The sequence below is a fragment of the Nocardia sp. NPDC004722 genome, from assembly GCF_053601505.1.
Genome location: NZ_JBSGBY010000408.1, coordinates 1 through 7,790 on the forward strand (window position 1 = coordinate 1; position 7,790 = coordinate 7,790).

The following is a 7,790-nucleotide window of genomic DNA, read 5'->3' on the forward strand; positions in this document are numbered from 1 at the left end:
AGCGGCGAGCGTGGGGGTCGTCCGGGTCGACGGGCGGGGCGTCGGGGCGCCGATCGATGAGCGCACCACGATCCTCGTGCCGCAGGATCAACTGCGGCGCTGAGGGATTGGGGCGTTGCCCCTTGCCCCCTTGTGGGGGCTGCGCCTCCACGACCCTGTGATGGGGCGGCGAGCTTCGCCGCCTGGGTCCCGGAACGCGAACGGCCGCGCATCTCTGGGATGCGCGGCCGTCTCACCGATCCGTTGAGTGTGGGATCAGGGAAGGACCTGCGGGACGACGGACGGGTTCGTCGCGCCGACCAGAGCACCGACCAGTCCACCGGCGAGCGCGCCGGTGGCGCTACCCACGGCCGGCACCGCCGAACCGAGGGCCAATCCGACGAGCGCGCCGCCGGCGGCGCCGTTCAACACCGGATCCGAGTTCGCCGCAGCCGGGTTCGTGGTGATCGGCTCCAGATCGATGCCCGACGCCACCGGCTGCGCCTGCGGAGCTGGCGCGACCGGAGCAGCCTGTGCGTTGCCCGCGAACGCGATGGTGGCCGCGACCGGCAACACGGCCAGCAGACCAGCAGAAAGAACCCGACGCTTCATGTATTTCCTCCACATCCCCGGCATCGATCCGGAATGAACCGAATGCCCATACAACTACGTCGATAAGTCGTATCGGATCCGGACCCACTAGATCAATGTCGGACAACGGAGTGTGGCTTGAATCACTGTGCCGGAACACAATTCGTTCTCCGACGGGGAAATTCGCGATTCACGAGCAGGAGACCGGCAGCAGAAAGCCACCGATTAACAGTCGGCTGTCTACGCGAAGTCTCCTGAGTTGCCCATGGCTTGGGTGAGGAGGCTCTTTCGGTATTGCTCCAAGGCGACCAGGTCGCCGAACAACGCCATGTAGGCCTCGGGTTGTTCGGTGGAGGAGATGCGTTGGAGTTTGGACTTCAGTTCGGCTACCTGGCGGCCTACCCAGGATTCTTGGGTGCGGGCCAGGACGCCGGTGATGAAGCGGGGGATGTCGTCGGCGGATTTCACCGGTAGCGGTTCGGCGGACAACTCCGAGACCAGGGCGCGCAGGGTGAGGTCGTCGGTGTTGTCGGCGACGCCGGCTACCCATTCCGCGCCGGTGAGGCCGCTGGCGGTGCCGCCGGCTTCGACGATGGCGGCGCGGATGGCGACGTAGGCGGGGTGGGTGAAGGTTTCCGATTCGAGGGAGTCGAAGACGGGGCCCGCGAAGGCGGGGTATTGCAGTGCGGCGGCGAGGGTTTGGCGCTGCGAGAGGAGGACGGGGTCGTTCGGGTTGGGGCGGGCGGCGGGGCTGGCGGCGATCTCCTGGCGCGGTTGGCGTTCGGGGATACCGGGTTTGGCGGTGCCGCCGCGGGCGCCCTTGCGGGCCTCGTCGCCGACACGGCGGACGACCTGCTGGATGTCGTCCCAGCCGACCCAGCCCGCGAGTTTGGTGGCGTACGCCTTGCGGAGGGCGAAGTCCTTGATCTGGGCGACCACGGGGACGCCGCGGCGCAGGGCTTCGACCTGGCCTTCGGGGGTGTCCAGGTTGTGTTCGGCGAGCAGGCCGCGGATGACGAACTCGTACAACGGGACTCGGCGGGCGACCAGGTCGCGGACCGCGCCGTCGCCGTTGCGCTGGCGCAGCTCGCACGGGTCGAGGCCGTCGGGGGCGACGGCGATGTAGGTCTGCCCGGCCAGTTTCTGGTCGCCGGAGAAGGCCTTCAGGGCGGCGGCTTGGCCCGCCGCGTCACCGTCGAAGGTGTAGATGATCTCGCCGCGCCAGAAGTTGTCGTCCATGAGCAGGCGGCGCAGGATCGCGAGGTGCTCGTCGCCGAAGGCGGTGCCGCAGGAGGCGACCGCGGTCTTCACGCCGGCCAGGTGCATGGCCATGACGTCGGTGTAGCCCTCGACGACGACCGCCTGATGCCCCTTGGCGATCTCGCGCTTGGCCAGGTCGAGGCCGAAGAGCACCTGGGATTTCTTGTACAGCAACGTTTCCGAGGTGTTGATGTACTTGGCGGTCATGGTGTCGTCGTCGTACAACCGGCGCGCGCCGAAGCCGATGACCTCGCCGCCGAGATTGCGGATGGGCCACAGCAGGCGGCGGTGGAAACGGTCCATGGGGCCGCGCTGGCCCTGCTTGGACAGGCCCGCGGCCTCCAGCTCCTTGAAGTCGAAACCCTTGCGCAGCAGATGCTTTGTGAGCGTGTCCCAGCCGCTGGGCGCGTAGCCGCAACCGAACTGGCGGGCGGCATTGTGATCGAAGTTGCGGTCGGTCAGGTATTTGCGGGCCGCCTCGGCCGCCGGATCGCCGAGCTGCGACACGTAGAACTCGTGCGCGGCGGCATTGGCGGCGACCAGGCGGGCGCGGGTGCCGCGGTCACGCTGGACCGAGGTGCCGCCACCCTCGTAGTTGATCTTGTAGCCGATGCGATCGGCCAGCTGCTCGACCGCCTCGACGAACCCGACATGCTCGAGCTTCTGCAGGAACGCGAACGCGTCGCCGCCCTCACCGCAGCCGAAGCAGTGGAACACACCGTGATTCGGCCGCACATGGAAGGACGGGGACTTCTCGTCATGGAAGGGACACAGCCCCTTCATGGAGTCCGCACCGGCTCGTTTGAGGGTCACATACTCACCCACGACATCCTCGATCCGGACACGGTCACGAATCGCCGCGATATCGCGGTCCGGAATACGGCCTGCCACGGCGACGAGTCTAGCCTCGAGGGACCGACACTCTGGACCGGGACGCACGCCTGGACGCCGGACCGAATGGCCTCTCCGGCGCATGCCAGGATCTACGGGTGCTCAGCCTGTACCACGACGCCCGGACGCCGGTGCATACCGTGCCCGCCGGGGCGAAGCTGCTGGTCCTGGCGGTCGCCGGGACCACGCTGTTCTTCGTGCCGTCGATCTTGTGGCTGGCGGTGGCGTTCGCGATCGTGCTGGGTTTGTATGCGCTGGCCCGGATTCCGTGGCGCACCACCGGACGCCAACTGCTCGGGCTCGCACCGTTCCTGGCGCTGATCGTCCTCGCGCAGATGATCTTCACCGGCTGGCAGAGCGCAATCCTGGTCGGGGAACGACTGCTCACGCTGGTACTGCTGGCGAATCTGGTGACGCTCACCACACGCACCTCGGCCATGATCGACACCATCGAACGGGCGCTGCGACCGCTCACCCCGCTCGGCGTCCGGCCCGAGCGAGTCGGACTCCTGGTCGCCATGACCATCCGGTTCGTCCCGGTCATCCGTGAGCAGGCCGAACTCGTGCGAGCAGCCCAGAAAGCGCGCGGCATCGAGCGCAGCACGGTCTTCCTGGTCCCGCTACTGATCCGCACACTCCGCATGGCCGACGGCGTCGGCGAGGCGCTCGATGCCCGCGGGCTGGACTGAAGCGCTGAACACCAGCCATTTAGGATCGCTCGGTGCGTAGTAGGGATTTGGCGCAGATCGCGCTGTTCGCGGCAATCATGGTGGTTCTCGGATTCTTCCCGTTGATCCAATTGCCCGGAGCCTTCGCGCCCTTCACCTCGCAAACTCTGGGCGTCATCCTCGCCGGGTCGATTCTGGGCGCGAAGCGCGGTGCGCTGGCGATCCTGCTGTTCGATGTGCTGGTGTTCGCGGGCCTGCCGGTGCTGCCGGGCGGGCGCGGCGGACTCTCGGTGATCATGGGGCCGACCGGTGGTTTCGTGCTCGCCTACCCGATCGGCGCGCTGGTGATCGGACTGCTCACCGAACGCGTGTGGCGGCACTACAACCTGCCCATCGCGCTGGCGATCAACTTCCTGGGCGGCGCGATCGTGCTGTACGCCATCGGGATTCCGTGGATGGCCGCGGCCGCGCACATCTCGCTGGCCAAGGCGTTCACCACGTCGGTGGCGTTCATTCCGGGCGACATCGTCAAGACGATCATCGGCTCGATGGCCGCGGTCGCGGTCCGCCGGGCGTATCCGATGATCCGGGTCGACGCGTGATCGAGCTGAAGGGCGTCTCGCACCGCTTCGGCGACCGCGAGGTGCTGCGCGATCTCGACCTCACCCTGAGCGAGCGCCGGATCGCGGTCATCGGCGCGAACGGCTCGGGCAAGTCCACGTTCGCGCGACTGCTCAACGGCCTGCAGCTGCCGACGGCGGGCACGGTGACGGTCGACGGCCTCGACACCCGCAAACAGGGCCGGGCCGTGCGCAAACTGGTCGGATTCGTCTTCCAGGATCCGGATGTGCAGATCGTCATGCCGACGGTCGCGGAGGATCTGGCCTTCGGGCTCAAGCATCACGGCGTCGCCAAATCCGAGATTCCCGGCCGGGTCTCCGAAACCCTCGCCGAATACGGCCTGGCCGAATTCCGCGACCACCCCGCGCATCTGCTCAGCGGCGGGCAGAAGCAGCTGCTGGCGATCGCGGCGGTGCTGTCGGTGGGCCCGGAGTACGTGGTCTTCGACGAGCCGACCACGCTGCTGGATCTGCGCAACAAGCGCCGCATTTCCCGTCTGCTGCACGACCTTCCGCAGCAGCTGATCGTCATCTCACACGATCTGGATCTGCTCGCCGACTTCGATCGGGTGCTGGTCTTCGACGAGGGCAGCCTGATCGCGGACGGCGCACCGGCCGAATGCATCGCGCGGTACGTGGCCCTGCACCAGAACTGACCTCACGCCGAGCCGCGAACTCACTCCTCGCGCCCGAACAGATGCCGCCGCACATGCGCGTTCAACCGCTGCCCCGGCTGCGAATTGAACGCCATGTGCACACTCACCCGCGGAATCTCCCCCTGCACCGGCGTCACCCGATGCCGCGACCGCCGCCCGGCATGCAGCACCAGCGTCCCCGGCACGGTCGGCAGCATCTTCACCATGTGCCGGTGCCGCATCGGCAGCCCGCCCCCACGCTCGATGAAAGCCCCTGGCAGCGGAATGTATTCGAGCGCCCCGCCGCGTTCGGGCGCGACGATGTGCAGCATGACCGTGTAGTCGGACATGTCGTAGTGCCAGTCCTGCACGTCCCCGCTCTCGTGGATCTGCACGGTCATCGCACCGAGCTCGTCGGCCGAGCGATGCGCCTGCTCCCCCACCAGCCGAGAGACGAACTCCCGCAATGGTTCCCAGCGATACAGCGCCTTCAGCGGCGAGGAGTCCGGAATCCGGTCGCAGGCCACGGTGTACTCGAATCGCATGGCGTCGCCGAGCCCGTCGGAGAGCACATCCGCGGCCATCTCGGTGACCGCGGCGGGCCGCAGGAACTCGGGCAGCACCGTGACGCCGCTGACCAGGAAGTCCGCCTGGGCCCGTTCGATCACCTCGCGCAGGCCCGTGACCGATCGCCGATCCAGCGGATATCTGTCCAGGTCGACAATGCCGTCCACCTCGCCTGTCATCGCGCCCCCTGCCGCAGAATTCGCCGAAATCAGGGTATCGCGGCGGCGATGCGTTCCAGGCGGCTCTCGGTGTAGGAGGCGATCTGGTCGACGATCACCCGCACCCGCGCGGAGTCGTCGGCGGCCTCGTCCCACCACGGCAGCAACAGCCGGTCCAGACCGCGCGGCGCCGCCTCCAGCAACCGATTGGCGACCAGCAGAATGCGTTCCCGCTGCCCGGCCTGGCGCACCTGGTGGATGGGATCGGACAGCACGTAGCGCAACGCCATGGTCTTGAGCACCGCCACCTCGGCCGCCACGATCCGCGGCACTTCCAGATCGGCGCCGTAGCGCGACAATTGGCGGCCGCCCCAGGCGGCGCGGGTGGCCTCGACGGCGGCGGTGGCGAAGCGGCCCACCAGATCGCTGGTCAGCCGCTTCAGGGCGACCGACGCGCGCAGCGAGCCGTCGAACTCGGTCGCCGCGGTGACCACCGGCATCTCGGACAGGCGTTGCGCGGCGGCCACCAGTTCGTCGGCGGTCAGCGAAGGATGCTGGCGCGCACCGAGTTCCGCCAGCGCCCGCTGCTCCACCGGGTCGGCCAGCGCCCGCAGATCGATGCGGCCCGCGATCACGCCGTCCTCGACATCGTGCACCGAGTACGCGACATCGTCGGACCAGTCCATGATCTGCGATTCCAGGCATTGCCGACGGTCCGGCGCGCCCTTGCGCACCCAGTCCAGCCGATCCATGTCCACGTCGTAGGCGCCGAACTTGGAGCCGGGACCCGTTCTGCCCCAGGGATATTTGATGACGGCGTCGAGAGCGGCCCGGGTCGGGTTGAGCCCGAAACTATGGCCCTGCTCGTCGATCACCTTGGGTTCGAGCCGGGTCAGGATCCGCAGGTTCTGCGCATTGCCCTCGAAACCGCCGTACCGGTCGGCGAATTGGTCGAGCGCCTTCTCGCCGTTGTGCCCGTAGGGCGGATGCCCGATGTCGTGCGCGAGCCCGGCCAGATCCACCAGATCCGGATCGCAGCCCAGGCTGTCGGCGATGCTGCGCCCGATCTGCGCGACCTCGAGCGAATGCGACAGCCGCGTACGCGGGGTGTCACCGTCGCGCGGACCCATCACCTGCGTCTTGTCCGCGAGCCGGCGCAGCGCCGCGGAATGCAGCACCCGGGCGCGATCCCGCGCGAACTCGCTGCGCCGCGCCGGGCACGGCGACCAGCTCAATCCGGCGGTCCGATCGGTTTCGGGCACCATGCGCTCCCGATCCGCCTCGGAGTACACCCCGTCATAGTCGATGCGCGCGTTCATGACTCACTGATCCGCCGTGTATTTGAAGTCCGCCGAGAAGTGGGTCAGCTGGTACCACAGCAACGCGAAGGTCTCCCGGAAAATGCCGTGCGCCTGCGATTCCCGCGTGTACACCGCCGGCCCGGTGCGGGTGGGCGCGGTCCACGCCTTCAACCCGGCGTCGCGGGCCATGGTACGGGTGCGCAGTGAATGCCAGGGGTCGCTGACCAGCACCACCGACGTCTTGCCGCGCGCCAGCAGCGCTTTCGAGACGGCCTCCACGCTCTGCAGCGTGTCGGAACCGGTCTCGACGGCCAGGATCCGATCCGCGGGCACGCCCCGATCCTCGAGGTAGATCTTGCCCGACGCCGCCTCGGTGTAGTTGTCGCCGACCTGTTTTCCGCCGACGGTCACGATCATCGGCGCGATCTGCTTGCGGTACAGCTTGTACGCCTGATCCAGTCGTGCCTGGAACACCGTGGACGGGGTGCCGTCGTACTGCGCCGCGCCCAGCACGACGATGGCGTCGGCCTGGCTGTAGTCGTCGATACGAGCCACCTGCCACACCCGCACGGCGGTGCCGCCCACCACCAGCAGGCCGATGACGAGCGTGCCGAGCAACAGCCGCCGGGTCCAGCGCAAGGCACCGCCGACGCACCCGCTCGCGGGGGTGGGGTCGTCGGCCATGTCGTGAACCAGCCAATCCGGCTCTGGAGGTCGGTTCCGGAGTTTTACCAACCGCGTCGCCGCCACTCGGGCAACTGCGGGCGCTCGATACCGAGGCTGGTGTCGTCACCGTGTCCCGGGTACACCGCGGTGTCATCCGGGTAGCGGTCGAAGAGTTTGGTCTCGACATCGTCGAGTAGCGAGGTGAACTGCTCGGGCGACTGGGTGCGGCCCACTCCGCCCGGGAACAGCGAGTCACCGGTGAACAGATGGGTGCGGCCCGCGCCGTCGGTGAACGCGAGCGCGACCGAACCCGGCGTGTGGCCGCTGAGGTGGATGGCCGTCAGCTCCAGCTCGCCGACCCGCACCGTGTCACCGTCGGCATAGTGCTCGGCCTGCCAGCCGTCGGCGGTCAGCGACTGCCGGAAATAGCCGGAGCGGTACAGCAATCCGACAC

Annotated in this window: 9 protein-coding genes; 3 read left to right on the forward strand and 6 right to left on the reverse strand. The window is 68.1% G+C overall.

Annotated elements, in window-relative coordinates; all coding sequences use genetic code 11:
• Positions 1-255: 255 nt before the first annotated feature.
• Both ACWELQ_RS31255 and dnaG read right to left on the reverse strand, forming a co-directional pair.
• Positions 256-591 (reverse strand): glycine zipper domain-containing protein, encoded by a 336-nt coding sequence (locus ACWELQ_RS31255; protein WP_452400623.1) that lies wholly within the window; start codon positions 589-591, stop codon positions 256-258.
• A gap of 219 nt (positions 592-810) precedes the next feature.
• Complete coding sequence (gene dnaG, locus ACWELQ_RS31260; RefSeq protein ID WP_452400624.1) at positions 811-2,721, reverse strand: DNA primase; 1,911 nt, start codon at positions 2,719-2,721, stop codon at positions 811-813.
• 98 nt (positions 2,722-2,819) lie between these two features.
• Here dnaG and ACWELQ_RS31265 point away from each other — a divergent pair, with 98 nt between their 5' ends.
• Genes ACWELQ_RS31265 through ACWELQ_RS31275 form a run of 3 tightly spaced genes read left to right on the forward strand, consistent with a single transcriptional unit; the run spans position 2,820 to position 4,665 of the window.
• Positions 2,820-3,410, forward strand: coding sequence for an energy-coupling factor transporter transmembrane component T family protein (locus ACWELQ_RS31265; RefSeq protein WP_452400625.1), 591 nt, complete (start codon positions 2,820-2,822; stop codon positions 3,408-3,410).
• Positions 3,411-3,442: 32 nt separating this feature from the next.
• The gene (locus ACWELQ_RS31270) at positions 3,443-3,991 is read left to right on the forward strand and encodes a biotin transporter BioY (RefSeq protein WP_452400626.1); all 549 of its coding nucleotides are present in this window, start codon (positions 3,443-3,445) and stop codon (positions 3,989-3,991) included.
• Positions 3,988-4,665 carry an energy-coupling factor ABC transporter ATP-binding protein gene (locus tag ACWELQ_RS31275; RefSeq protein WP_452400627.1) on the forward strand — a complete coding sequence of 226 codons (678 nt, stop codon included), beginning with the start codon at positions 3,988-3,990 and terminating at the stop codon, positions 4,663-4,665. The genes ACWELQ_RS31270 and ACWELQ_RS31275 overlap by 4 nt, the downstream gene beginning before the upstream one ends.
• Positions 4,666-4,685: 20 nt before the next feature.
• On the opposite strand, the gene ACWELQ_RS31280 is transcribed toward ACWELQ_RS31275, so the two are convergent.
• The 4 genes from ACWELQ_RS31280 to ACWELQ_RS31295 all read right to left on the reverse strand — a co-directional run.
• Positions 4,686-5,390 carry a HalD/BesD family halogenase gene (locus ACWELQ_RS31280; protein ID WP_452400628.1) on the reverse strand — a complete coding sequence of 235 codons (705 nt, stop codon included), beginning with the start codon at positions 5,388-5,390 and terminating at the stop codon, positions 4,686-4,688.
• 29 nt (positions 5,391-5,419) lie between these two features.
• A complete protein-coding gene (locus ACWELQ_RS31285) occupies positions 5,420-6,688 on the reverse strand; it encodes a deoxyguanosinetriphosphate triphosphohydrolase (RefSeq protein ID WP_452400629.1) in 1,269 nt (422 codons plus the stop codon).
• Positions 6,689-6,691: 3 nt separating this feature from the next.
• Complete coding sequence (locus ACWELQ_RS31290; protein WP_452400630.1) at positions 6,692-7,354, reverse strand: YdcF family protein; 663 nt, start codon at positions 7,352-7,354, stop codon at positions 6,692-6,694.
• A gap of 44 nt (positions 7,355-7,398) precedes the next feature.
• Positions 7,399-7,790: MBL fold metallo-hydrolase (locus ACWELQ_RS31295; protein WP_452400631.1), on the reverse strand; the 392-nt coding region annotated here is incomplete at its 5' end.

Excerpts from the sequence above, each read along its gene's own strand:
- ACWELQ_RS31255 (WP_452400623.1), bottom strand. The coding sequence starts at position 591 with ATGAAGCGTCGGGTTCTTTCTGCTGGTCTGCTGGCCGTGTTGCCGGTC.
- ACWELQ_RS31280 (WP_452400628.1), bottom strand. The coding sequence starts at position 5,390 with ATGACAGGCGAGGTGGACGGCATTGTCGACCTGGACAGATATCCGCTG.
- ACWELQ_RS31285 (WP_452400629.1), bottom strand. The coding sequence starts at position 6,688 with ATGAACGCGCGCATCGACTATGACGGGGTGTACTCCGAGGCGGATCGG.
- ACWELQ_RS31290 (WP_452400630.1), bottom strand. The coding sequence starts at position 7,354 with ATGGCCGACGACCCCACCCCCGCGAGCGGGTGCGTCGGCGGTGCCTTG.